The organism is Microbacterium arborescens, from assembly GCF_049707515.1.
Taxonomy (GTDB): domain Bacteria; phylum Actinomycetota; class Actinomycetes; order Actinomycetales; family Microbacteriaceae; genus Microbacterium; species Microbacterium arborescens_B.
In genome coordinates this window covers 13,051-36,968 of sequence record NZ_JBNAFI010000009.1, presented here as the reverse complement: position 1 = coordinate 36,968, position 23,918 = coordinate 13,051, and the positions used below count along the sequence as shown (strand labels likewise).

General features: G+C 66.7%; 24 protein-coding genes and 4 pseudogenes. 25 read left to right on the top strand and 3 right to left on the bottom strand.

All coding sequences use genetic code 11. The features are described from left to right. Nucleotides 1–55: 55 nt before the first annotated feature. The 19 genes and pseudogenes from ACPYN5_RS15245 to ACPYN5_RS15155 all read left to right on the top strand — a co-directional run. Nucleotides 56–358, top strand: a pseudogene (locus tag ACPYN5_RS15245) (Dyp-type peroxidase); the annotation flags it as partial. A 354-nt stretch (nucleotides 359–712) separates the two neighbouring features. Continuing rightward, nucleotides 713–2,593, top strand: coding sequence for an alkaline phosphatase (gene phoA / locus ACPYN5_RS15240; RefSeq protein ID WP_424449830.1), 1,881 nt, complete (start codon nucleotides 713–715; stop codon nucleotides 2,591–2,593). 208 nt (nucleotides 2,594–2,801) lie between these two features. Then, nucleotides 2,802–3,248 carry a hypothetical protein gene (locus ACPYN5_RS15235; protein WP_424449810.1) on the top strand — a complete coding sequence of 149 codons (447 nt, stop codon included), beginning with the start codon at nucleotides 2,802–2,804 and terminating at the stop codon, nucleotides 3,246–3,248. An 88-nt stretch (nucleotides 3,249–3,336) separates the two neighbouring features. After that, entirely contained in the window at nucleotides 3,337–4,005 is a 669-nt protein-coding gene (locus ACPYN5_RS15230) for a DsbA family protein (protein ID WP_114587702.1), read from the top strand. Nucleotides 4,006–4,031: 26 nt separating this feature from the next. Then, the gene (locus ACPYN5_RS15225; protein WP_240309648.1) at nucleotides 4,032–5,024 is read left to right on the top strand and encodes a flavin-containing monooxygenase; all 993 of its coding nucleotides are present in this window, start codon (nucleotides 4,032–4,034) and stop codon (nucleotides 5,022–5,024) included. A 13-nt stretch (nucleotides 5,025–5,037) separates the two neighbouring features. Next, entirely contained in the window at nucleotides 5,038–5,754 is a 717-nt protein-coding gene (locus ACPYN5_RS15220) for a copper resistance CopC family protein (protein ID WP_114587700.1), read from the top strand. 42 nt (nucleotides 5,755–5,796) lie between these two features. Then, nucleotides 5,797–5,949, top strand: a complete 153-nt coding sequence (locus ACPYN5_RS15215) for a TFIIB-type zinc ribbon-containing protein (RefSeq protein WP_210006405.1) — start codon at nucleotides 5,797–5,799, stop codon at nucleotides 5,947–5,949. Nucleotides 5,950–6,013: 64 nt separating this feature from the next. Further along, the gene (locus tag ACPYN5_RS15210; RefSeq protein ID WP_274220503.1) at nucleotides 6,014–6,496 is read left to right on the top strand and encodes a signal peptidase II; all 483 of its coding nucleotides are present in this window, start codon (nucleotides 6,014–6,016) and stop codon (nucleotides 6,494–6,496) included. A gap of 14 nt (nucleotides 6,497–6,510) precedes the next feature. Then, complete coding sequence (locus ACPYN5_RS15205; RefSeq protein WP_424449829.1) at nucleotides 6,511–6,828, top strand: DUF6804 family protein; 318 nt, start codon at nucleotides 6,511–6,513, stop codon at nucleotides 6,826–6,828. After that, nucleotides 6,825–7,421, top strand: coding sequence for a TlpA family protein disulfide reductase (locus tag ACPYN5_RS15200; RefSeq protein ID WP_114587699.1), 597 nt, complete (start codon nucleotides 6,825–6,827; stop codon nucleotides 7,419–7,421). The genes ACPYN5_RS15205 and ACPYN5_RS15200 overlap by 4 nt, the downstream gene beginning before the upstream one ends. Continuing rightward, nucleotides 7,418–8,191, top strand: coding sequence for a cytochrome c biogenesis CcdA family protein (locus ACPYN5_RS15195; protein WP_114587698.1), 774 nt, complete (start codon nucleotides 7,418–7,420; stop codon nucleotides 8,189–8,191). The genes ACPYN5_RS15200 and ACPYN5_RS15195 overlap by 4 nt, the downstream gene beginning before the upstream one ends. Continuing rightward, nucleotides 8,172–9,851, top strand: coding sequence for a cytochrome c biogenesis protein ResB (gene resB / locus ACPYN5_RS15190; protein WP_114587697.1), 1,680 nt, complete (start codon nucleotides 8,172–8,174; stop codon nucleotides 9,849–9,851). The genes ACPYN5_RS15195 and resB overlap by 20 nt, the downstream gene beginning before the upstream one ends. Next, entirely contained in the window at nucleotides 9,848–10,786 is a 939-nt protein-coding gene (locus ACPYN5_RS15185; protein WP_269268776.1) for a cytochrome c oxidase assembly protein, read from the top strand. The genes resB and ACPYN5_RS15185 overlap by 4 nt, the downstream gene beginning before the upstream one ends. A gap of 54 nt (nucleotides 10,787–10,840) precedes the next feature. Beyond that, nucleotides 10,841–12,448, top strand: a complete 1,608-nt coding sequence (lnt, locus tag ACPYN5_RS15180; protein WP_269268796.1) for an apolipoprotein N-acyltransferase — start codon at nucleotides 10,841–10,843, stop codon at nucleotides 12,446–12,448. A 176-nt stretch (nucleotides 12,449–12,624) separates the two neighbouring features. Further along, complete coding sequence (gene ccsB, locus ACPYN5_RS15175; RefSeq protein WP_114587696.1) at nucleotides 12,625–13,626, top strand: c-type cytochrome biogenesis protein CcsB; 1,002 nt, start codon at nucleotides 12,625–12,627, stop codon at nucleotides 13,624–13,626. Nucleotides 13,627–13,711: 85 nt separating this feature from the next. After that, nucleotides 13,712–15,691, top strand: a complete 1,980-nt coding sequence (locus ACPYN5_RS15170; protein ID WP_323987780.1) for a bifunctional copper resistance protein CopD/cytochrome c oxidase assembly protein — start codon at nucleotides 13,712–13,714, stop codon at nucleotides 15,689–15,691. A 118-nt stretch (nucleotides 15,692–15,809) separates the two neighbouring features. Then, nucleotides 15,810–16,196, top strand: coding sequence for an ArsR/SmtB family transcription factor (locus tag ACPYN5_RS15165; RefSeq protein ID WP_210006400.1), 387 nt, complete (start codon nucleotides 15,810–15,812; stop codon nucleotides 16,194–16,196). Further along, nucleotides 16,196–17,134 carry a cation diffusion facilitator family transporter gene (locus ACPYN5_RS15160; protein WP_114587694.1) on the top strand — a complete coding sequence of 313 codons (939 nt, stop codon included), beginning with the start codon at nucleotides 16,196–16,198 and terminating at the stop codon, nucleotides 17,132–17,134. Before ACPYN5_RS15165 ends, ACPYN5_RS15160 begins: the two co-directional genes overlap by 1 nt. A 105-nt stretch (nucleotides 17,135–17,239) precedes the next feature. Continuing rightward, nucleotides 17,240–17,830 carry a vitamin K epoxide reductase family protein gene (locus ACPYN5_RS15155; RefSeq protein ID WP_323986778.1) on the top strand — a complete coding sequence of 197 codons (591 nt, stop codon included), beginning with the start codon at nucleotides 17,240–17,242 and terminating at the stop codon, nucleotides 17,828–17,830. 182 nt (nucleotides 17,831–18,012) lie between these two features. Here ACPYN5_RS15155 and ACPYN5_RS15150 read toward each other — a convergent pair. Next, nucleotides 18,013–18,240: pseudogene (locus tag ACPYN5_RS15150) on the bottom strand (heavy metal translocating P-type ATPase); the annotation flags it as partial. On the opposite strand from ACPYN5_RS15150, the gene ccsB (ACPYN5_RS15145) reads away from it, so the two are divergent. The 5 genes from ccsB (ACPYN5_RS15145) to ACPYN5_RS15125 all read left to right on the top strand — a co-directional run bounded on the left by ccsB (ACPYN5_RS15145) (nucleotide 18,200) and on the right by ACPYN5_RS15125 (nucleotide 22,533). Then, complete coding sequence (gene ccsB, locus ACPYN5_RS15145) at nucleotides 18,200–18,994, top strand: c-type cytochrome biogenesis protein CcsB (protein WP_323986777.1); 795 nt, start codon at nucleotides 18,200–18,202, stop codon at nucleotides 18,992–18,994. The pseudogene ACPYN5_RS15150 and the gene ccsB (ACPYN5_RS15145) overlap by 41 nt on opposite strands. A gap of 123 nt (nucleotides 18,995–19,117) precedes the next feature. Continuing rightward, nucleotides 19,118–19,477: a Cd(II)/Pb(II)-sensing metalloregulatory transcriptional regulator CmtR gene (cmtR, locus tag ACPYN5_RS15140; protein ID WP_114587692.1), complete on the top strand. Its 360-nt coding sequence runs from the start codon at nucleotides 19,118–19,120 to the stop codon at nucleotides 19,475–19,477. Further along, nucleotides 19,474–21,393, top strand: a complete 1,920-nt coding sequence (locus tag ACPYN5_RS15135) for a heavy metal translocating P-type ATPase (protein WP_114587691.1) — start codon at nucleotides 19,474–19,476, stop codon at nucleotides 21,391–21,393. Before cmtR ends, ACPYN5_RS15135 begins: the two co-directional genes overlap by 4 nt. A 61-nt stretch (nucleotides 21,394–21,454) precedes the next feature. After that, nucleotides 21,455–21,928 (top strand): signal peptidase II, encoded by a 474-nt coding sequence (locus ACPYN5_RS15130; RefSeq protein ID WP_228176924.1) that lies wholly within the window; start codon nucleotides 21,455–21,457, stop codon nucleotides 21,926–21,928. Next, a complete protein-coding gene (locus tag ACPYN5_RS15125) occupies nucleotides 21,925–22,533 on the top strand; it encodes a cadmium resistance transporter (protein WP_114587689.1) in 609 nt (202 codons plus the stop codon). The genes ACPYN5_RS15130 and ACPYN5_RS15125 overlap by 4 nt, the downstream gene beginning before the upstream one ends. Nucleotides 22,534–22,729: 196 nt before the next feature. Here the strand turns inward: ACPYN5_RS15125 and ACPYN5_RS15120 are convergent. Beyond that, a pseudogene (locus tag ACPYN5_RS15120) lies at nucleotides 22,730–23,172 on the bottom strand (cation diffusion facilitator family transporter); the annotation flags it as partial. After that, a pseudogene (locus tag ACPYN5_RS15115) lies at nucleotides 23,169–23,488 on the bottom strand (ArsR/SmtB family transcription factor). The pseudogenes ACPYN5_RS15120 and ACPYN5_RS15115, both read right to left, overlap by 4 nt. Before the next feature lie 133 nt (nucleotides 23,489–23,621). On the opposite strand from ACPYN5_RS15115, the gene ACPYN5_RS15110 reads away from it, so the two are divergent. Beyond that, complete coding sequence (locus ACPYN5_RS15110) at nucleotides 23,622–23,903, top strand: metal-sensitive transcriptional regulator (protein WP_114587688.1); 282 nt, start codon at nucleotides 23,622–23,624, stop codon at nucleotides 23,901–23,903. Nucleotides 23,904–23,918 lie beyond the last annotated feature (15 nt).

The window sequence follows — 23,918 nt, the reverse complement described above, 5'->3', positions numbered from 1 at the left end:
GGCATACCGTGCGCCGGTCGTTCGGAAGCGCTACCAGAAACGTGAGTCGATACCTGGGTTCCCGGTGATCCCGGAGTTCTCCCACATGCGCCGAGCCCGGTTCGAAGATGGCCGTCAACGGATCTTCCGCCGCGCATACAACTACGACATCCCACCTGGAAACGGGTCCGTGTCCGACTCGGGCCTGATTTTCGTGTCCTTCCAAGCCGACGTCGACACCCAGTTCACTCCGCTGCAGAAACGCCTCGACGAACTCGACCTCCTCAACGAGTGGACCGTCCCGATCGGTTCTGCGGTCTTCGCCATCCCACCTGGCTGCGCCGAAGGCGGATACATCGGGGACACACTTTTGAACTGAACCGGCAAACGCCGGGACGAAAAGCTGCCGCATCGCTTCTGAGGTGCAGGCAGGTGGGGCGTCACCTTTCCCTCCCGACGTCCCACGGTCGCCAGAGGTGGTGGTGCGCCGAAGGTGACCGGCCCGGGTGAGCGCGCACGGAAGTGCCGCCCACCCGGGCCACTCACACTCCGTCTTCTGTGGGTCTCACCCAGATGCTGCGTCCGACTCTTCGCCACGATCGAGTCTGCTGAGCTCGATGTTTCATCGGGTGTTCACTCACGAGCCAGCCCACGGCCCGACACGGCAGGTTTTCTGTATTGGTCCACGCGTCCCGTCCCATGCGGCGCGTTTTACTCGAGAGGCTTCCCCCGCATGAAATCGTTCATTCGCCGACGGCGCGTCATCGCTGCGTTGGGCGCCACTGTGACCATGGTTGGCTTCGTCTCGATGAGCGCGTTGCCCGCCTCAGCGATGGCTGATGACCTTACTGAGAACGGCGGAGCCACCCGCAACGACGGCGACATGACCCAGTTGCTGCGGGACTCCATTGTTGACGGCCCCGCAAAGAACGTCATCCTGCTCATCGGCGACGGGATGGGCGACAGCGAGATCACCATTTCCCGTAACTACGCCGAGGGCGCTGCAGGTGAGTTCGCTGGTATCGACGCTCTGCCGTTGACCGGCCAGTACACGACCTACGCCCTGACGGATACGGGTGCGCCGAACTATGCGCCCGAGTCGGCCTCGACCGCGAGTGCGTGGTCTACCGGCACCAAGACCGTCAACGGCCGCCTCAGCGTCGACGTCGCCAACGCGCCGCAGGCCACTCTCCTGGAGATCGCTCGCGCGAACGGAATGAAGACAGGGAACGTCTCCACCTCGGAGATCCAGGACGCCACCCCCGGCGCCCAGGTCGCGCACATCTCCGCGCGTGGTTGCTACGGTCCCAACGAGACCAGCCAGCGCTGCGCTTCCGAGGCGTTGGAGAACGGCGGCCTCGGGTCCATCAGCGAGCAGATGCTCAACGTGCGTCCCGACGTGACGCTCGGCGGCGGTTCGGCTTCCTTCGAGCAGACCGCCAAGGCCGGCCCGTGGGAGGGAAAGACCCTTTTCGAGCAGGCGGAAGCCCGCGGTTTCCAGCTAGTCGGTGACGCCGCGAGCCTCGATGCGGTCACCGTCGCCGATGCGGATCAGCCCCTGCTGGGACTCTTCACCGAAGGTAACTTCCCCGTCCGCTGGCAGGGTCCCGTGGCGACCGACCTCACCTCGGGTGGTTCCCTGCCCGCCGCAGTGGCCTGCACGGAGAACCCCGACCGTCTCGCGAGCGACCTCTCGCTCGGATCGCTGACGGAGAAGGCAATCTCCCTGCTGGACGGCGAGGACGGATTCTTCCTCCAGGTTGAGGGCGCGAGCATCGATAAGCAGGACCACGCCGCCAACGCGTGTGGGCAGATCGGCGAGACGGTCGACCTTGACGAAGCAGTGCAGGTCGCTCTCGCCTTCGCCCAGGAGCGCAAGGACACCCTCGTCGTCGTCACGGCAGACCACGCACACACCAGCCAGATCGTCGGCTCGCCGATTCCCGGCCTGAACACGCACCTGCTCACAGCAGATGGCCAGGAGATGATCGTCGCGTACGGCACCTCCGCCCAGGGCGGATCGCAGCAGCACACCGGAGCGCAGGTGCGGATCGCCGGCTACGGCCCCGGCGCTGCGAATGTGGTGGGGCTGACCGATCAAACCGACCTGTTCTTCACGGCGGCAAACGGCCTGGCCCTCGAGCGCAATCTTGCGTCGCTGTCGGCCAACGCCACGATCTCCGCGCCGGCAGAGGTGCAGCCGGGTGCCACCTTCTCGGTCACCGCGGCTGGGCTCAACGCGGACTGGCAGACCGACGCCACCTTGGCGTCTGAGCCTGTCGACCTTGGCGCGCGGGATGTTCTCAACGGCACCGTGACCTACGAAGTCACCGCGCCGATGGAGGCGGGTGCTCACTCCGTGACCCTCACCGGCGCCCAGACCGGGACGGTTCTTACCGCGCAGTTCGCCGTCACGGACGCCGCGCCGGCGAACCCGACGCCGGAGCCGCTGCCCACCGAGACCGGTGCCGCAGCAGCCGGTGGCAGCAGCAACACCAACAACCCCCTGGCCCGCACGGGCGGGGCGCTCCCGATCGGCTTCTTCGTCGCCGGCCTCCTGGCTGTCACCCTGGGTGCTCACCTGGCATCCCGCCGTCGCCGCCGCACGGTCTGATCCCTTCGCGATGCCGGGAACCTCATTGGGAGGTTCCCGGCATCGTCGTATCCGGGTGTGTGCCCCCGGCTGCGCCCCGGATCTTGTCCGCGATCTGGAGCTCTCCCGCACCAACGTCTCCAACCGCCTCCGCCGCCGTCGTTCGCACGCGCCGCTTCCGGCGCATACACCGCAACTGACATTCACGCGCGCGGGTAAGCTGTAAGAGATGGTCTCCTCGGCCCGGACTCCGCGATCCGTGATGCTGAGTGAGCGTCTGCTGATAATGCGTTTCATTACCAGTGTCGGTTTGGCATTGCTTCTGATGATGGGGATCGCGGCGGCTAGCCATCTTGAAGGTAAAGGAACCGCGCCGGTTCCCCTAGTGATCAGTGCTTTGGTGGATCCGCACATCGACCCCGCCGCGCCGGACTGGGAGGTCTCGGTGATTGCCGAGGTAACGCTCCAACCTGACGCGCTGGCAGGAGTCGCTCTGTGTGTTCTGGGCGTACTGTGTGGCCTCGTCTTTTTGGTGCTGGCGAGGTTGATGTGGCGCTCCCGTCCTCCTTCTGTGCCTGAGTGGCAGCCGCTTCACGCTTTGTCGCTTCTTGCTTCTCCTGCTCGCCCGCGTGTGAGCGCTCTGTCTCTTCCTCAGTTGGGTCTTTCCCGAACCTGAAATCCGGCACGCCGCCTGTCTGGGCGGCGCTCGTCCCGGGCTGTGCCCGGGTTCTGTCCTGTGCCGTGTGAAGTGTTCGGAGTACCCGATGAAAACCCCTGTCAAAGCGACGTTGATCGCCGTCGCGGTCGCCGCCCTGCTGGTGCTAGCCGCAATCATCTATGCCCTCGTCAACCGGAGTCCGGCCGCACCGCCGGAGGGAGGCGCCGGCCCGGGGACCCTGTCAGTGGTCCGGGAGAGCTCCCACGTCCTCGACGACGGCGGCCCGGAGGCGGTGACCGTGGTGGAATTTCTCGACTTCGAGTGCGAGGCGTGTGGCGCGTTCTACCCGATCGTCGAAGACCTGAGGGGACAGTACGCGGGGGAAATCACATACGTGGTCCGCTACTTCCCGCTGCCCGGGCACTTCAACTCGAAGAACGCGGCGATCGCGGCAGAGGCCGCTGCAGGTCAGGACCGTTTCGAGGACATGTATCACCGGCTTTTCGAGACGCAGGCGGAGTGGGGCGAGGCACAAGAGTCCCGCGCTGATCTGTTCCGCAGCTTCGCCGAAGAACTCGGGCTGGATATGGCAGCGTATGATGCCGCGGTCGCAGACCCGGCCACGGCAGAGCGAGTGGAGCTGGACTTCAACGAGGGCCGCGCGCTCGGGGTGGGCAGCACGCCAACTTTCTTCGTCGACGGCGAGTTGCAGGAGCTGCAGGAGTGGGGTGACCTGGAAGCCGCGATCCAGGCCGCGGTGAACGGCGAATCCTGATGCCCGCGGGGTTGTCGCACCGGCGAGTGATCATCGTCGGCGCCGGGCAGGCCGGTCTTGCCGTGGCCGCCGCGTTAAGCGCGAAAGGGCTGCGACCGCAACACGAGTTCGTGGTAATTGACGCTGCGCCGGAAGGTCAGCGGTCGTGGGCGTCCCGGTGGCATTCGATGATGCTGCTCAGCGATGCCCGGCACAGCAGCTTGCCGACGCGGCGATTGCCGGGGGATCAGCGGCGGCATCCCCGGGTCGACGAGATGATCGACTACCTCACGTTCGTCGAGGCGGGGCTTCGCGTAGAGACGGTCTGGGGCATCCGTGCGGTCGGCGTGGAGCATCGCGGCAACGGGTCCACGTTGCTGCTGACCACCACGGCGGGGGAGGTGCAGACCCGCAACGTGGTGTGCGCGACCGGCGCCGCTGCGCATCCGCGGGTGCCGAAGTGGGCGTCAGGACTGACCGTTCCCGGTGTCGTGTTGCACAGCAGCGACTACCTGTACCCGCGGCAGATTCCCACGAGTGATGTGCTGATCGTCGGCGGCGGCAACAGCGGGGTGCAGCTGGCTCGGGAGTTCTCCGCGTCGCACAGGGTGACGCTTGCAGTCCGGACACCCCGCCGTCTCCGGCCGACTGCCGGGTACACGGCAGCGGCGGGGGAGAGCGTGTCATGGCTGTCGCGTGAGCGGCGCGCCGAGCCGGTATTCGGCGATAGCTACGAGCAGCTGCGCCGCGACGGGGTGACCCTTCGCCCGGCGGTCACCTCTGCGGCCGGGACGACGGTGAGCTTCTCAGATAGCAGCCAGGCCCAGCCCGGTTCGGTGATCCTCGCCACCGGCTACCTGCCCGGCGACGGGTGGCTCCCGGATGCGGCGCGCAAGGACACATCCAGGCGCACCCTGACCGGGATGCCGGGACTGTTCGTCGCGGGCATGCCGCAGTACGGCGGCCGCGGCGCCGACACCATCGCCGGTGTCTGGCGGGACGCCACCACAATTGCTCACCACATCATCCACCGCCCCTGAAGGAGCACCGTCCATGAAGAGAACACCCACACCCTGGTCTCGCAGAACCGCTTCTCCCGTTATCGCCGGTCTGACGGCGCTGCTCGCGGCCAGCGGACTGCTGCTGGCCAGCGCGGTCCCCGCCGCCGCGCACGACAATCTGATCTCCTCGACTCCCGAATCCGGCTCGACGGTCGGCATCTCCCCGGCGGAGGTCTCCCTCGCTTTCAGTGGAGAGCTGCTTACCGCGACCAGCGCCGTGGTGATCGAGGTGACCTCCCCGGACGGGCGGAACATCGCTGAGGGTGAACCGGTCGTCGACGGAACCACCGTCACCCAGGAGCTTGAACCCGAGACCTCTGCGGGCGTGTTCACCGTGCTGTGGCGGGTGGTCTCCAGCGACGGGCACCCGATCAGCGACCAGTACACGTACACGGTGGAACCCGCCACCATCCCTACCAGCACACCGAACCCCACGGCAACGACGGAGCAGACCCCCGAACCGTCTCCGACCGCCACCACCGCCGGCACGGCCGGGTCGGATGTGCACACGGGCCCCTCCGGCGGTGGGGAATTCCTGCCAGTCATGGCTGTGATCGGCGGCGTGGTCGTCTTCGGAGGTGCGCTGGTGGTCGTGCTGATGGCGGGAAGGGAACGCCGCCGCCGCGACCGCGCTGCTGCTGCTGCGGCGGCCGCCGCAACGGGGAACCCAAATGAGACGGGGCAGGCACCCCGTCCCATCGACACGTGAACCTGGGCCGGGGCCGAGCCCCTGCATCCGAAGGAGAACATCATGAAATGCCCCGTCGACGCCACCGACCTGCTCATCACCGAGCGATCCGGCGTGGAGATCGACTACCGCCCGCACGGCAGGGAGCGGGATCAGCATGGCCGCACGAGCCGCCGCAAGCGGGAGGGATTCGTCGGTGAGTTCTTCGGCTTCTGACACGGCACCCCCCAGAAGACCCGCCCAGGCCCGCCGGTTCGCGGTCGCTAGCGTCACCGCGGGCGTGGTGGTGCTGATTGACCAGGCCAGCAAAGCGGCGGCCCTGTCCGAGCTGAGCGAGACCGATCGCATCCCGCTGTTGGGCGACGTGTTGGGGCTGCAATTGGCCTTCAACCCAGGCGCGATTCTCGGCCTAGGGTCCGGAGCCACCTGGCTGCTCACCCTGCTCGGCGTGGCCGCGACCGTGGTGCTGTTCATCGCTGCGCTGCGAGCCCGCACCGAATGGTGGGCCGCCGGCATCGGGTTCATCCTGGGCGGCGCACTCGGGAACGTGATCGACCGGCTGCTCGCCCCACCGGGCTTCGGACGCGGATACGTGACCGACTTCCTCGCCTATGGGAATTGGTTCATCGGCAACCTCGCCGACGTCGCCCTCGGAATCGGAGTGCTGATCCTGGCAATCGGGGTCTGGGGCAGCCACCGCGCCACCACCCGTAGCGACGCCAGCGCGCACCTGGGCTCGAACTCCTCGGTGGGTGGGCTGTGACCGACAACAAGCGGATGCCGTCCCTGTACCAGCGCAACGCTCTCGCACCAAGCCTGCTCGCAGCAGCGGTGCTATTCCTCGCACCGCTGCTGCAGGGCGGTGACTGGTACCTGGTGCCGCTGTTCGTGGCAGCGATCCTCGCCGTCATTGTCGGCTGGTTCGCGATCCAGGCGCGGCAGTGGTGGTGGGCGCCGGTATTCGCGTCGATCGCGGTGCTGTGGAACCCGGTATTCCCGTTCCCGTTCAACGGGCCGGTCTGGACCGCCGCGCAACCGGTCGCCGCGATGGTGTTCCTGGTCGCCGGGGCGATGATCAAGGTCAAACGCGCATGAGACGCCCCACGCCGTTCATCGCTGCGCTGCTGCTGACAGCCATCGCGCTCACCGGCTGCACCAGCAACGACACCCTGGCCGAGCAGTACCGGGACGGGAACGAGAAGGGCTACATCGCCGGCGACTTCCAGGTCGTCGAGATCCCGACCGCCGACCGGGGTGAGCCGGTGGTGTTCGAGGGCGTCACCGAGACCGGGGAGACGGTGTCCAGCGACGACTACCGGGGCGGGGTGCTGGTGGTGAACTTCTGGTACGCCGCGTGCGGACCATGCATCGTCGAGGCGCCCCTGCTCGAGGAAGTGTGGCAGGAGTACCAGGATCAGGGCGTCGCGTTCCTGGGCGTGAACACCTACGACCAGCCCGCCACCGCCCTGTCGTTCGCGCGGGACAACAACGTCACCTACCCGAGTGTGATCGACGTCAACGACGGGCGCGTCAAGCTTGCGTTCGCGCAGGTCACCCCCATCCAAGCCACCCCCACCACCCTCGTGCTCGACCGGGACGGGCGGGTTGCGGCACGGGTCATCGGGCAGCTGGCCAGCGCATCCATCCTGTCCACTCTCGTTGACGACGCCCTGGCGGAGTCCTCATGAACCCCGGTTCGGTGGTCGTGGACGGCGCGCTATGGGTGGCGCTCCCTCTCGCCGTGCTCGCCGGGCTGGTCTCGTTCGTCTCCCCGTGCGTGCTACCGCTGGTTCCCGGCTACCTTGGCTACCTTGGCGGCGCCGCCAGCGCCCACAGCCCCACATCGACGTCGGCCGCTGGAGCGAGCACCACGGCGGGGGAGCGGAGGCGGCTGCTGGTGGGGGTGGCGTTGTTCATCGGCGGGTTCACGGTGGTGTTCGTCACCGTCACGATCCTCGGCGGCACGTTCGGGTTTCTGCTGCTGCAGTACGCGAACATCCTCACTCGCATCTTCGGGATCGTGATCATCCTGCTCGGGTTGGTGTTCATCGGGTTCTTCGGTATCTCCCAGCGCACCCTCCGCCCCCGCATCCGGGGTCGCGCCGGCCTGATCGGCGCGCCCCTGCTCGGGTTCGCGCTCGGCGTCGGCTGGACCCCCTGCATCGGCCCCACGCTTGCGGCGATCCTGTCGATGTCGTGGAACCTCGGCGACCCCGCCCGCGCCGGGCTGCTCGGCCTGGCGTACTCGCTCGGATTAGGCATCCCGTTCCTGCTGCTCGCCCTCGGCTGGGGGTGGGCGTCCCGCACGGTCGGGTTTCTCCGCCGCCACATCCGCGCCCTGAACATCATCGGCGGCAGCCTGCTCGTCCTCCTCGGACTCCTCATGGTGACCGGGTTATGGACGGCGCTGATGTCCGCCCTGCAACAGGTGGTGATCAATGTCCCCCTCCCGCTCTGACACCACCAGGGAGAACCCGATCGACCCGCTTCGTCCCGGAGACCACGCGGACTCCGACGGCCCCAAGATCATCCAGCCCGCGCTCGGTCTGGCGGGGTGGCTGCGGTGGGCGTGGCGGCAACTGACCAGCATGCGCACCGCCATCGTCCTGCTGCTGTTCCTCGCGATCGCCGCCGTCCCTGGCTCGCTGTTCCCGCAGCGCAGCGCCGACCCCAACGGTGTAATCCAGTGGGAACGCGACAACCCTGACGTCTTCGCCCTCGCGGACGCGGTCGGCCTGTTCGACGTGTACCTGTCGCCGTGGTTCTCCGCGATCTACCTCCTGCTGTTCACCTCCCTCATCGGCTGCGTCATCCCCCGCGCCCGCCACCACTACAAGGCGCTCCGCTCCCAGCCCCCGCGTACCCCCGCCCGCCTGTCCCGCCTCTCCGACTACCAGGAGGCGACCCTTCCCGCTGGCCAGGCTTCCGACCCTGTCGAACAGGCGATCGGGGTGGCTCAGCGGCAGCTGCGCCGGGCCGGCTACCGGGTGCAGCGGTACGACGGCCGCGGCTGGGTGTCGGTGTCGGCCGAACGCGGCTACCTCCGCGAGACCGGCAACCTGCTCTTCCACGTCGCCCTGGTCGGTGTGCTCGTCTCCGTCGCGGTCGGCGGGTCGTTCGCATACACCGGGCAGCGGGTCGTGGTGGAGGGCACCACGTTCGTCAACGCGCTCAGCGACTACTCCTCATTCAACCCCGGCCGATTCATCGACGGCACGGGCCTTGCTCCCTACTCGCTCACGCTCGATGACTTCCAGGTCTCCTACCGACTGCCCGGCACCCCCGGCGCGGGGCAGGCCGGCGACTTCGCCGCCGATGTCACGATCCGCCAGCCCGGACAAGACGACCAGGCGCAGAGCGTGGTGGTGAATTATCCGATCACCGTCCAAGGCGACCGCATCTATCTGCTCGGCAACGGGTATGCCCCCACCCTCACCGTCCGTGACGCGGCGGGGGAGGTGGTGTTCAGCGAGTCGCAACCGTTTCTGCCGCAGGACTCCAACATGACCTCGCTGGGGATCATCAAGATCCCGGACGGGCTGCCCGAGCAGCTCGGCCTGGTCGGGTTCTTCTACCCCACCCAAGGGGTGCTGCCCTCCGGGGCGTTCACCTCGATCTACCCCGACGTCATTAACCCAGTGATCACCTTCAACGTGTTCAGCGGGGACCTCGGCATCGACGACGGCACACCCCGGTCGGTGTACACGCTCGATGTCAACGGGCTCACCCAGCACACCGGCGGCGACACCGGCCTCGACTCCCTGGAACTGACCCTCGGCGACACGGTGGACCTGCCGAATGGATGGGGAACGGTCACGTGGGAGATCGCAGGCGACACCGATCCGGTGAAGCGGTTCGCGTCGCTGCAGATCCAGCGCGACCCCAGCAGCGGCTGGGTGCTCGCGTTCTCGATCCTCGCCACCCTCGGGCTGTTCGCCGGCCTTTTCGTGCCGCGCCGCCGGCTCTGGGTGAAGGCCCGGCTCAGCACGGAGGGTGTGCAGGTCGAGTACGCCGGACTTGCCCGCGGTGAGGATCCTGCCCTCTCCCGAGCCGTCACCGACTTCGCCGCGCAGCACGCGACCGCCTACGCGGTCGAGACCGCGGAGGGGGAGCGGTGAACGAGTGGATTCCTGACACTCCGCCGACCCTGCTCGGGTTCCTGACACCCGTGCCGCTGCCGTTCCCGGTCCTACCCACTCTCGCCGCGCTCCTGGCCGCCGGGTACCTGATCGGCGCGATCCGGCTGTGGACGCGGGGGCGTCGCTGGCCCGTGTGGCGCACCGTCAGTTTCCTGCTGGGGTGCCTCCTCCTGGCGGCGGTCACCGGGCTCGGAGTCGAAGCGTACGGGTATGCGCTGCTGTCGGTGTTCATGTTCCAGCAACTCTCCCTGATGATGGCGATCCCGCCGCTGCTCGTACTCGGTTCCCCCGGCACCCTGCTGCTGCGCGCCGCTCCGCACCACGGCGCCGGCCGGTTCGTCCTCCGCGCAGCCCACGCCGGCCTGCGCAGCCGGGCCGCGCGGTGGGCACTGAGCCCCTGGGTAGCGCTGCCGCTGTATCTGCTTGCGTTCTACGGGCTCTACCTCGCCGACTTCGCCGACCGCATCCTCGCCACCCCCCAAGGGCACATCACCCTCGAGATCGCGTTCCTGGTAGCGGGGATCCTGTTCACCATCCCGGTGCTCTCCGCCGACCCGCTGCCGGTCCGGCTCAGCCACGGCGGCCGCGCTCTCGACGTGTTCGCCGAAGCCGCGCTACACGCGTTCTTCGGCGTGTTCCTGATGATGGCCACCAGCCTGCTCGTGGACCACTTCGCCGCGCCTACGCTGGCGCTGGGGATTGACCCGATCGAAGACCAGCGGGTCGCGGGCGGGCTCGCCTGGTCCTACGGCGAGGCCCCCACCCTACTGATGCTGATGTTCGTCATGCACCGGTGGTTCCGCGACGACACTGCCCGAGACGCCGCCGCCGCCCGGTACGCCGACACCCACGGCGACCCCGAGTTGGACGCCTACAACACCTACCTCGCCACCCTCCGCCAGAAAGACACCTGACGGATGTCCCCCACCACGCCCCTCCTCACTGTCGCCGCCCCGGCACGTCCGTCGATGGACAACCCCAACTCGAGGCCGCTGCTGCCGTTGTGGGCGGCGACGCCGGTCGCCGCGGCCGCCGGGCTTGCGTTGGATCTCGCGTCGCCGCCGCTGGGGTGGTGGCCGCTCGCTTTCGTCAGCGTCGTCCTCGCCCTTGCCACCCTGATGGGCCGCAGCATCGGCGGCGCGCTGCTGGTGGGCACGATGTTCGGAGTCGTGTTCTACTTCACCCACCTGGTCTGGGTGGGCGAGTTCCTTGGCCCGGTGCCATGGATTGCGCTGGCAGGCCTGGAAGCGGTGCTGTTCGGACTCGGGGCTATCCCGATCACCCTCGCCTACCGGTGGACCGCGCGGTTCCGCGCCCGAGGGCCAGGGCAGCTGGTCGGGATTCCGCTGCTGGTCGCCGGGCTCTGGGCGACTCGCGAGGTCGGGATGGGGGCATGGCCGTACTCGGGATTCCCTTGGGCGCGGCTGGGCATGACCCAAGTCGAGGGGCCCCTGCCGCAACTTGCGTCATGGACTGGTGTCACCGGGCTATCCTTCTTCCTCGCGGCCGTTTGTGCCGCGCTCCTGCAGTGGCTCCGCGCAGGCGGCATTCGCTTTCCGCGCGGTGCCTTCTCGACCGCGGCTGGTGTGCTGCTCCTCGTCGCGGTTCCGCAGTTCCCCACTACGGATGCCGGCACGTTCACCGTCGGATGGGTGCAGGGTAACGGCCCCGCCGGCTACTTCGACGACCGCCTCCCCGGCGACATGCTCGCCGCGCAGACCACCACCACCGAGCCGCTGATGGGGCAGCCGATGGACCTCATTGTGTGGCCCGAGGGCTCCGTCGACTCCGATCCCCTCACAGCTTCCGCCACCGCCGCGGTGCTGGACCGGCTGGTGCGAGACGCGGGTGCGCCGCTGCTCGTGAACGCCGCCACCACACGAGGCGCGGACGTGTTCAACACCTCGCTGCTGTGGTCCGCGGATCCCGCGGACCGGCAATGGCACGACAAGGTCAACCCGGTCCCGTTCGGCGAGTACGTGCCCGACCGGTGGTTCTACGAGCTCCTTGCCCCCGACCTTGTCGGCCTCATCCAACGCGAATACACCCCCGGCACTAACCCGCCCTTGATGAAGGTCGGGAACGTCGGGGTGGGGCTGGCGATCTGCTTCGACGTGATCTACGACACCGTGATTTGGGACAGCGCCCGCGCCGGCGCGCAGCTGTATGTGTTCCAGACCAACAACGCCGACTTCCGCGGCACCGACGAGAACATTCAGCAGCTCGCCTTCGCGCGGATGCGGGCTATCGAGACCGGCCGCACCGTGGTCAATGTCTCCACAGTCGGCACCAGTCAGGTCATCGCACCAGACGGCGCCACCATCGACAGCATCGGCGTGGACATCGCCGCCAACCGGGTCACCACCGTTCCGCTGCGCAGCGGGCTCACCCCGGCCGTCGTGGTGGGCCCGTGGGTCACCGGGACGCTCCCTGTCTCGGTAATTGTCGCTCTGGGCGCGCTTGGCCTCCTACACCGGGGCCGTCTGCGTGGCACGGCGGACCACAGCGACCGGCGGCCGAAGCAGCGACGCGGCCCACAGGCCGCCCGAGCGATCGGAGATCGGGATGCGACATAGACCGGGGCGGCCTGATCGGCAGCCAAGCAACACCGGCAATGCGCTCGGCTGCAATCAGCCCTTCGAGGTGTACATCGACGGCACCGCCGTGGACTTGCTGGTCTAGTTGCAAGTGAACGCAGGCTGACCCTCCACACGACCGGACCGCCCCTGATGATGAAGAGGAAACCCCCGCCATGACCGGACCCGACCCGCTCTCCCTCGACGGTATCTCGCTGCTGCTGGTGTGGACGGCGATCGCCACCTACCTGCTCGCGTTCATCGCATACACCATCGACCTCGCCCAACGCTCCGTCCCCGCCAGAGCGCCTGCGCTGGTCGGCGTGGCCGCGGACTCCGAGGTGGGGGAACCTGTGCCCGTCCCGCCGGGGGATATCCGGGTTCCGCCGTCCCAGCGGTCACGCTTGCTGTGGGCGCGGATTGGGACGGTGCTGACGGTTCTCGCGTTCCTGTTCCACCTGGCCGGCACCATCCTGCGGGGAGTTTCCGCACAACGCGTGCCGTGGGCGAACATGTACGAGTTCGCGTTGACCGGCACGGTCCTGATCGTCGCCGTTTATCTCGTCGTCCTGCGCCGCTATGACCTCCGCTTCTTGGGCGCATTCCTGATCGGCATGGTGGTGCTGCTGCTGGGCGGGGCGACGATCACGTTCTACGTCGAGGTCGTCCCGTTGATGGATCCGCTCAAGAGTGTCTGGCTGGTCATCCACGTGTTCGTCGCGTCGCTGGCCACCGCGCTGTTCGCGATTGCCTGCGGCCTCGCCGTCACCCAGTTGCTGCAGGCCCGCCGGGAGCGCCGCACCACTGTGGCGTCCCGAGAGGACGCACGTGCGGCCGGCCCCCGGTTCCTGGCGACTCTGCCCACTGCGGAGGTACTTGAGTCCCTCGCGTATCGGTTCGTGATCGTCGGATTCGTGTTCTGGACCTTCACGCTGATCGCCGGCGCGATCTGGGCAAACGATTCCTGGGGACGCTATTGGGGGTTCGACACCAAGGAGGTGTGGACCTTTGTGATCTGGGTGCTCTACGCCGGGTATATCCACGCTCGCGCGACCCGGGGCTGGCGCGGCACCCGTTCGGCCTGGCTGTCCATAATCGGGTTCGTCACGGTGCTGTTCAACTTCACCATCGTCAACATGTTCTTCAAGGGACTCCACGCCTACTCCGGCCTGAGCTGACCCCCGTCCACCCCGCAAGAGCCGAAAGCCCGCCGTGACCCCGACAGCCACCCGTACCACCGACCAGGACGTGATCGTCCTCGGGTTGAGTCCGCGCGCCCTCCGCGCTGCGGGCCCCACGGTCCTGGCCGTGACCGCGCTGGTCGCACTAATTGCGGGGTTGGCGTTCGGCGGGGGCGCGGCAGGGCTTCAGCTGGGCGATGCTGGCCCCGTCGTGCGGTGGGGCCTGCCGGTCGCGAAACTAATTGTGAACCTCGCCGCGGCAGGCATGGTCGGTGTGCTCGTGACGGCCCTGTTCACTCTGCGGGCCGGGGAGCGGGAGATCGACGTCGCCCTAGACACTGCCTCGATCGCTGCCGCCGTGTTCACCGTGGCCTCCGGAGCGACGGGGTTCCTCACCTTCGTCAATGTGTTCAACCCCGCGCTGGACGCCGGACCGGTGTTCGGCGCGCAGATCGGCCGGTTCCTCGTTGAGACCGAGGTGGGCCGCACCTGGCTCATCACTACGGTCGCCGGCGCCTCGCTGACCGTGTTGACGTTCGCGGTGCGGTCCTGGCCGGGCACCCTCCTCGTAACCGTTTTCGCGGTCGCCGCTCTGGTGCCGATGGGCACGCAGGGGCACTCCGGCGACGATGCGTTCCACCATGAGGCAATGACAGCGCTCATCCTGCACGTCATCGGCGCCGCGGTGTGGCTCGGAGGGTTGCTGCTGCTCGTCATGGTTCGTCCTGTGCTCACACGGGTCCGCCTCGCCGATGTCGTGGCCCGCTATTCGAGCATCGCGCTGGCCGCGTTCGTGCTCGTGGCTGTGTCCGGCACCGTGCGCGCCGCGATCGGCCTGCGGGAGTGGACCGCGATGATGTCGCCCTACGGTGTGATCCTCGCCGTGAAAGTGATTGCGCTGGTCGCACTCGGTTTCTTCGGGGTCTGGTATCGCGCCCGCCTGGTCGGAACGATGCGTGACTCTGACCGTGGCAGCCGGTCCTTCTGGACGCTCATCGTGTTCGAGGTGGCGGTGATGGGCATGGCCAGCGGCGCCGCGGCTGCGCTCGCACGCACGCCCCCACCAAACCCCACACCGCTTCCGGTAAATCCGTCCCCAGCGGAACGACTCACTGGCGCCCCGCTGCCCTCCGAGCTCACCGTCGACCGGTGGTTCACCGCGTGGAACATCGACCTGCTCTGGGCGGTCATCGCCGGCTTCGCCGTGTTCTTCTACCTCGCCGGGGTGCGGCGGCTGCGCCGCCGTGGCGATGCGTGGCCGCCATATCGCACGATCATGTGGGTCGCTGGAATGGGCCTGCTGGTGTGGGTCACTGGCGGCGTCGTCAACGTCTACCAGGACTACCTGTTCAGCATGCACATGGTCGGGCACATGCTGCTCACGATGGCGATCCCGGTGCTGTTGGTCGCCGGGGCCCCAGTCACCCTCGCGGCCCGCGCGATTCGCAAGCGCGACGACGGCACACGCGGTGGCCGCGAATGGATCCTCTGGGCTGCGCACTCCCCAGTCGCCCGGATCCTCACCAACCCGTTCGTCGCCGCGGGGCTGTTCATCGGGTCGTTGTGGGTGTTCTACTACACCGACCTGTTCCGCTGGTCGCTCTACGACCACCTCGGGCATCAGTGGATGATCGCGCACTTCCTTATCACCGGGTATCTCTTCGTGCTGTCACTGGTAGGCGTGGACCCGGTGCCGTACCGACTGCCGTATGCAGGCCGGCTGCTGCTGCTGATCGGCATCATGGCAATGCACGCGTTCTTCGGCATCGCGATCATGGTGCAGTCGGGACTCATCGTCGCTGAGTGGTTCGGTGCGATGGGCCGCACCTGGGGCGCGAGCCCGCTCGAGGACCAGTACACCGGCGGGGGGATCGCCTGGTCGATCGGAGAGATCCCTACCCTCATCCTCGCGATCACGGTCGCGATCCAGTGGAGCCGTAGCGACGACCGCGAGACGAAGCGCCGCGACCGCCACGCGGACCGCATGGGGGAGACGGAACTGCAGCAGTACAACGCGCATTTGCAACAGCTCGCCGAGCGCGACGCTCGCACGCGCAGGTGACCGCGGCCGCAGGACTGTGCTTTTTCCAGACGGCGGGAACGTCCCGTGGCGAAACGATAACCCTTCCCGGTTCCGTGATTCAGAGGCAGGTGACCCCTATAGGCGATATCATCGCCGCATGACGATGAATATGGACGAGGTGATATTGGACGAAGGTGCTACCAGCGTGTATGCGCATTTGTTCGATGCGCTGGGGGACCCCACTCGGCTCGCCGTGCTGCAGCACCTTGCTTCCGGTGAGCATCGGGTGCGTGACTTGGTTGAGCACGTCGGCCTGGCACAGTCCACCGTGAGCAAGCATCTGGGCTTCCTGCTCGAGTGTCGCCTGATCACCGTCCGCCCAGAGGGGCGGTCATCCTGGTACGCCCTGACGGAGCCGAATGCGACGGCCGCGCTGATCAACGCGGCTCAGACCCTGCTGAGCGCCACAGGGACCCACGCCGAACTGCACGCACACCTGCGTCAACCGCACCACCTACACAGCGAGAGAACGGAGCTCCGGTAATGGGCGCTGGACACACTCACGGCCCCGCCCCGGAAGCCGGCCAGCCCGGCGATCACCGCAGGAAGCTGTGGATCGCTTTCGGTATCACCGCGGTCATTGTCGCGGCCCAGGCAGTCGGATCCGTGGTCACCGGCAGCCTCGCGCTTCTCACCGACACTGCGCATGCGATCACTGACGCATCCGGGCTATTGGTCGCCCTCATCGCCGCGACCCTCATGCTGCGTCCGGCCAACGCCAAACGCACCTGGGGCTTTCGGCGCATTGAGGTCATCGCCGCGCTCGGACAAGCAGCCCTGCTGCTGGTCGTCGGAACCTATACGGCCGTCGAAGGCGTTCGACGTCTGTTTGAACCACCGGAGGTCCCTGCCGCCGAGCTGCTAATTTTCGGCATCATCGGTCTCACGGCAAACATCATCGCGATCGTCCTGCTCTCTTCAAGCCGCGGCGTGAACTTCAACATGCGAGCCGCGTTCCTTGAAGTTCTTAACGACGCTCTCGGATCGCTTGGCGTCATCGTGGCGGCGATCGTTATCGCTACCACCGGTTTTCTTCAAGCTGATGCGATCGCCGGGCTGCTGATTGCGGCACTCATCGTTCCCCGGGCATTCAAACTTCTCCGGGAAACCACGAGTGTGCTGATGGAGTTCACCCCTCCCGGCCTAGACCTGGACGACGTCCGCGCGCACATTCTTGAACTCGATCACGTCAAGGACATCCATGACTTGCACGCTTCGACCGTCGCGACGGGGCTTCCCACCATCAGCGCGCACGTGGTAGTCGAAGACCAATGCTTCACTGACGGTCATGCCGCAAACGTACTGCTCGACGTGAAGAAGTGCGTCGCCGAGCACTTCGAAGTGTCCGTGCTGCATTCCACCTTCCAGATCGAAACGGATCACATCCAGGAAGAAGAACAAGCCTCTGTCACTCATGCGTGACGGCGCTAAAGCGGCAACATCACCCGACCTCAACTACCTCAACGCGATGATCAGAGGTAGCAGTACAGCCGCGTTTTAGCGGCGCTCGTTCACGGGGAGCTTCGAATGACCACACAACCTGTACGCGAGCCGTTGTTCGCTGGATTTCTGGCGAGCGTCGGCGTCATCGGCCTTACCGCTTCACTCGCGCTCTCCATAGAGAAGCTCGAGAAGCTGCAGAACCCGAACGCGAGCGTGGGCTGCGACCTGTCCGTTCTGGTGCAGTGTTCTGCAAACCTAGATAGCGCGCAAGGTGCTGTTCTTGGCTTCCCCAATCCCTTCCTGGGGTTGATCGGATTCTCACTCGTGCTTTGTGCTGGTGTAACCCTCTGGGCCGCACCCAAACTCGCCCGCTGGTACTGGGCCGTGTTCAATATCGGTGTCGCAGGCGCCTTCGCATTCGTGCTCTGGCTGATCGGCCAGAGCATCTATGTGCTTGGCACTCTCTGCCCGTGGTGCATGGTCGTTTGGGTCATCACCATTCCGCTATTTGTTTTCACCACGGGTAGGAACGCCCGGACCGGCATCTTCGGTGCTCGAACGGCACGGCTCGGACAGCGACTCTGGCCATGGTTAACACTGATCACCATCGTGGCGTATATGACTATCGCTGCCGTCGCGCAGGTCCGTCTGGACGTTCTAGCTACTCTTCTTTGAGCCGGGGCTTTGGTCCACTCGGCTTTGTCGACAGCCGGCACATGTCCTCGGAACGACCTTGCTGGGCCGGGACCGCGGCGCAGGTGTCTTCACGGCTCAGTGGTTGTGGTGCTCGTGCTCATTGTCGTGTTCGTCCTCATGGAGGCTCCAGATCGGTGACGTGGTTGTCGCCGAGGGGGGGGTCAGACGCGGGCGGGTTCGGGCGTTGCGGCGCGGGCGCGCAGAGCGGCAGGGCGTTGCGCGGCACGCACGCCGTTGAGAATCACAAACACCTCTGCGATCTCGTGCACGAGGACCACGCCGGCCAGCCCGAGCGCACCGAAGAGCGCGAGTGGGAAGAGGACGACGATGATCGCGAGGGCGAGCACGATGTTCGCGGTCATGATTCGGCGGCCGCGACGGGCGTGGGCGCGGATCGGGACGTCACTGACGGTCCTCGCGTTCCTGTTCCACCTGGCCGGCACAGTTCTGCGCGGGATCGCTGCTGGGCGGGTGCCGTGGGCGAACATGTACGAGTTCGCGCTGACGCGTGCCCTCCTAATCGTCGCCGTATACCTGCTGGTTCTGCGCCGTTACGACCTCCGCTTCCTGGGAGCGTTCCTCATCGGCATGATCGTATTGCTGCTGGGTGGGGCGACCATTGCGTTCTACGTTGAGGTCGTCCCGCTGATGGACCCGCTCAAGAGCATCTGGCTGGTCATCCACGTCTTCGTCGCCTCGCTCGCCACTGCCCTGTTCGCGATCGCCTGCGGCCTCGCAGTCACCCAGCTCATGCAAACCCGCCGGGAACGGCGGGCCGACACCACCTCAGCTCGAAATGGCGGCCCGCGGTTCCTGGCGACGCTGCCCACCGCAGACGCGCTCGAGTCCCTCGCGTACCGATTCGTGATCGTTGGGTTTGTGTTTTGGACCTTCACGCTGATCGCCGGCGCCATCTGGGCCAACGACTCCTGGGGACGCTATTGGGGGTTCGACACCAAGGAAGTGTGGACTTTTGTGATCTGGGTGCTGTACGCGGGGTACATTCACGCCCGCGCAACGAGAGGCTGGCGCGGCACCCGCTCCGCCTGGCTGTGCATCACCGGGTTCGCCACTGTGCTGTTCAATTTCACCGTCGTCAACATGTTCTTCAAAGGACTTCACGCATACTCCGGCCTTAGCTGACCATACCCAGCCATTCAGCCGACCGGCTCCAGTAAGGCGGATCCGATGCTGCTTCAACAGTCGACGATCGCCTGCCCGATTGTCCAGCTTGATTAGTTCATTGTGCAGTGTATTATTCATCGAATGCTGACTCATGCTGATCGACTCGACGTGATGAACCGGCTGGGGCGCGCCATGGCTGACCCGACCCGCTCTCGCATCCTTCTGACTCTCCTAGACGGACCGAACTACCCGGCGGTGTTGTCTCGCGAGCTGGGACTGACCCGCTCAAACGTGTCGAACCATCTGACGTGTCTGCGGGGGTGCGGGATCGTGGTTGCCGAGCCAGAGGGCCGGCAGACCCGCTACGAGGTCGCAGACCCGCACCTTGCCCGCGCCCTGACGGCGCTGGTGGATGTGACGCTAGCGGTCGACGAGAGCGTGCCGTGCATGGACCCGGACTGCGGGGTCGAGGGTTGCGTGGCGGGGAAGGTTCGGGCATGAGCGCGGTCACGGGTTCGCAAGTCGAGCACGTCGACCTCGACGACGACGATGATGACGATGACCGGCCGTGGTACCGGAGCCCGAGCGTTCTGATTCCGATCGCCTCCGGCGTCGCGTTCGCCGCCGGCCTGGTCTGCGAGTGGACCGGCGCGGAGACCGCGGGCCTGGTGTCGTTCTGGATCGGTCTGCTGCTGGGCGCGTACACGTTTGTGCCGGGCGCGCTGCGTAAGCTGTTCACCAAGGGCAAGCTAGGCATCGGCCTGCTGATGACAATCAGCGCCACTGGCGCCGTGATCCTCGGCTATGTCGAGGAGGCCGCCGCGCTGGCGTTCTTGTACTCCATCGCGGAGGCGTTGGAAGACAAGGCGATGGACCGCGCCCGCGCAGGATTGCGGGCACTGTTGAAGCTGGTGCCCGACACCGCACGGGTCCAGCGCGGCGACGCCACGGTCGAGGTGGAGGCGAAGGAACTGCGCGTCGGTGACGTGCTCGTGGTCCGGCCGGGCGAGCGGATTGCCACGGACGGCATCGTGCGCGCCGGGCGGAGCAGCCTGGACACGTCGGCGATCACAGGCGAGTCGATCCCGGTCGAGGTCGAGCCCGGCACCGACGTGTCGGCCGGGTCGATCAACACCACCGGCGTCCTCGAAGTCGAGGCCACCGCCGCCGGCACCGACAACTCGCTCACCACGATCGTGGAGCTGGTCGAGCAGGCCCAGGCCGAGAAGGGCGACCGCGCCCGCCTGGCCGACCGGATCGCCCGACCCCTCGTGCCCGGGGTGATGATCCTCGCCGTGCTGGTCGGCGCGCTCGGGTCGCTGCTGAGCGGCGACCCCGAGCTGTGGATCACCCGCGCCCTGGTCGTGCTGGTCGCAGCCTCGCCATGTGCTCTGGCGATCGCCGTCCCGGTCACCGTCGTCTCTGCGATCGGCGCAGCCTCCAAGTTCGGCGTGGTCGTAAAGTCCGGGGCCGCTTTCGAGCGATTCGGTGGCATCCGCCACCTCGCCGTCGACAAGACCGGCACCCTGACTCGCAATGAGCCCACCGTGACCCGTGTCGTCACCACCGGCGCGACCAAGGATGACGTGCTGGCATGGGCAGCGAGCCTGGAAGGTCACAGCACACATCCCCTCGCCGCAGCGATCACCAACAACGCGGTTCCCGGCGCTCCGGCTGCTACCGACGTCCGCGAGACCGCGGGCCACGGCATCGTCGGCACCCTCGACGGTGCTCGTCTCGCGGTAGGGAGTCCACGCTGGCTGGACGCTGGCACGCTGGCCGACGAGGTGCAGGCGATGGAGTCCGAGGGCATGACCGTTGTGATCGTCCACCGCAACGACCAGCCCGCCGGAGCGATCGGAGTGCGGGACGAGCTGCGCCCCGAGGTTCCCGAAGTCATTGACACACTGAACCGGCGTGGGATCGGCGTGACGATGCTCACCGGCGACAACGCCCGCACCGCCGCCGCCCTCGCCGCACAGGCCGGCATCAGCGACGTACGTGCCGAACTACGCCCCGAGGATAAGGCCACCGCTGTCGCGGAACTGTCGAAGTCGCAGCCCACCGCCATGATCGGGGACGGTATCAACGACGCCCCCGCTCTCGCAGCCGCCGACCTAGGGATCGCGATGGGAGCCAAGGGCGCCGATGCCGCCATCGAGTCCGCCGACGTCGCATTCACCGGCCACGACCTGCGCCTCATTCCGCAGGCCCTCGCCCATGCCCGCCGCGGCCGCAATATCATCAACCAGAACGTCATACTGTCCATCGCGATCATCGCTGTCCTCCTACCGCTGGCGATCACCGGAATCCTCGGACTTGCGGCCGTGGTGCTCGTCCACGAAATCGCGGAAGTCATCGTCATCCTCAACGGCCTCCGCGCGGCGCGGCGCACGCACCATGACCGGGCCCGCTGACAGCCGTGCGCCCGGGAGGGCGGGTGCCGTATTGAGTGCCGCCGGCCCAATTGGTGCGCGCGTGCGACCCCGACTGTTTCTGCTCGCGTTCGCCGTTGCCGCCAGTGCCGTGCTGATCGACCAAGGCACCAAAGCACTCGCCCTCGCACGGCTCAGCGAACAAGCCCGCATCCCGCTCCTCGGAGACTTGCTCGGCCTACAACTCGCGTTCAACCCCGGCACCGTCATGTCCCTCGGATCCGGCTCAACCTGGCTGATCACCCTCATCGCGGCCGCAGCATCCGTGGGTCTGCTCCTTGCCGCCACACGCGCCCGCACCGCGGGGTGGGCCGTCGTGATCGGGCTAATCTGGGGCGGCGCGGTCGGTAACCTCCTAGATCGGCTGTTTGCTCCACCCGGATTCGGAGTGGGTCATGTCACAGACTTTCTCGCCTACGGCAACCTGTTCATCGGTAACCTCGCCGACGTCATCATCGGCATCGGCGTCGGATTCGGCCTCCTGCTATACCTCCGTCAGGGAAAGACCCGAGCATGATCTTCTCCTCCGTTCTGCAGGCGATCGGGCTGTTCCTCGCGACGAACATCGACGACATCATCGTGCTCTCTCTGTTCTTCGCCCGCGGCGCCGGGCAACGGGGAACTACAGTTCGGATCCTCGTTGGTCAGTATGTGGGATTCGCAGGTATTCTCGGCGCCGCCGTGCTCGTATCCCTCGGCGCTGGGGCGTTTCTGCCTCTAGAGGTGGTTCCCTACTTCGGGCTCATTCCGCTAGGTCTAGGGCTGTGGGCGGCTTGGCAAGCCTGGCACCGCCGACACGACGACGATGACGATGACGATGAGAGCAAGATCGAAGGCAAGAAGGTCGCTGTCTGGGCCGTGGCTGGAGTCACCTTCGCTAACGGTGGGGACAACATCGGCGTCTACGTTCCCGTCTTCCTCAGCGTGGGGCCCGCTGCCGTCGTCGCATACTGCGTTGTGTTCCTCGTGTTCGTTGCAGTGCTGGTGGTCGTGGCCAAGTTCATTGCCACGCGACGTCCGATCGCGGAGATCCTGGAACGTTGGGAGCACATCTTGTTCCCTCTCGTTCTTATCGGGCTTGGCATCTTCATCCTGATCAGCGGGGGAGCATTCGGGCTCTGACACAACCGTCATGCAGGGCAATTTAGGCAGCTGCGCGTCTAGACGTCATGATTGTCGCCGCTCTGAGCTACTCGACGACGCCGAGCGATTGTTCCGCCGAACGCAATTGACAAGGCTGTCCTAGCTCACCCGTGATCGTTGTCGCGGCTATAGACCTCTTCCCGTCCGACGACCGCGCCGGCGATATGGCGTGTCGGGCCGTGGCCGATCCCAGCTCGCGACCGGCGCGACGCTCCGCGAGCGAGAGGAACGGCATGATGACGACGCTGAGGGCGGTGATGACGATACCGAGAGTGGAGTGCTTGACGTCCACTTGGTCGATGAGAGTGAGCACGGACGCGACGGTGACGTACGCGGCGAAGGCGAAAACGCGACCGCTATGACGCGGAGCGTGCCCTTTTCCCACCGCTCGGGGTCGCGACGGGTGAACTGCCAGGCGACCGCGGCTGCCGACAGAACCTCGATCGTCGAGTCCAGGCCGAACCCGATAAGCGCGGCCGAGGATGCGACCGTGCCGGCGGTGATCGCGACGACGGCCTCGATCAGGTTGTAGGCGATCGTCGCCGTGACAATCCACCGGATTCGGCGTTGCAGGACCTGTCGGCGGTTGTCAGCGAGGCGGGGAGCGGTGGTGGTCATGCGCAGGTGCAGCTCTCTCCGGCGCAGCAGCCGGGCTCGACGTAGAGGACAACGCGCAGCAGCTCGTCCAAGGCAGGGGCGAGGTGTGAGTCCGCGAGTCGATACCAGGTCCGTCGACCATCGGACGCAGGCCTCGACGAAGCCACAGCCGCGCAAGCACGCGAGCTGGTTCGACATGACCTGACGAGAGACGGCAAGGGCGTCGGCCAGGTCGGAGGGGTAGGCGGGTGCTTCGCGCAGCGCCAGGAGGACGCCCGCGCGCGTCGGGTCAGAGAGTGCGTGGCCGAGGCGGGGCGAGCGCCGCGGTGTGCGTCACGGTGCGGTAGCGGTCGGGGTGGACATGACACCGAAATACAGAGAGCGCTGAATAAACAGAACGCTGTACGCCGGGTGCGAGGTGATTACCCCGTCCTGTTGCTATCAATACCCTAGGGGGGTATGGTATATCTGTGAACGGATACGACGGCAACAAAGACGACCTGCAGAAGCGACTGCGTCGGGTCGAGGGTCAGGTGCGTGGGATCGCCCGAATGATCGACGAAGACAAGTACTGCATCGACATCCTCACGCAGGTGTCTGCCGCGACGAAGGCCCTGGAAACAGTGGCGCTGTCCCTGCTGGGCGACCACCTGAGCCACTGCGTCGCGGAAGCGAGCGCCGAAGGCGGCCAGGTAGCTGCGGAGAAGATCCGTGAGGCCAACGACGCCATCGCCCGACTCGTCCGTTCTTGATCACACCGAATCCCC